The following is a 278-nucleotide window of genomic DNA, read 5'->3' on the forward strand; positions in this document are numbered from 1 at the left end:
GGATTCGGATCTTTGATCCCTCCGGTCTTTTTCAGGACATAAAAAGATTTCCATGCTTTATCCAGCTGCTTGCAGGTCTCTTGTGCTGTCTGTGACGGAAGCTGTTTATACCATAGATTTCCTTTATGTGTTTTTTTCTGATAATACCAGTCAGGATATTTTTCCAGTCCCATCTCTTTATAATGATGCCGTTCATAATTGCAGATATTCCAGAGTTTGGAAGCTGCATAACACATATGCCCTATGATATTGGAATATTCCGGCCGGATTTTTACAGA

General features: G+C 39.6%; 1 pseudogene. It reads right to left on the reverse strand.

Features of this window, described 5'->3' with window-relative positions:
- Positions 1 to 278: pseudogene (locus GPK60_RS10925) on the reverse strand (RNA-guided endonuclease TnpB family protein); the annotation flags it as partial.

Origin of the sequence: Ruminococcus sp. MCC718, assembly GCF_018783905.1 — a bacterium.
In the GTDB taxonomy this organism is placed as follows: Bacteria; Bacillota; Clostridia; order Lachnospirales; family Lachnospiraceae; genus Hominisplanchenecus; species Hominisplanchenecus faecis.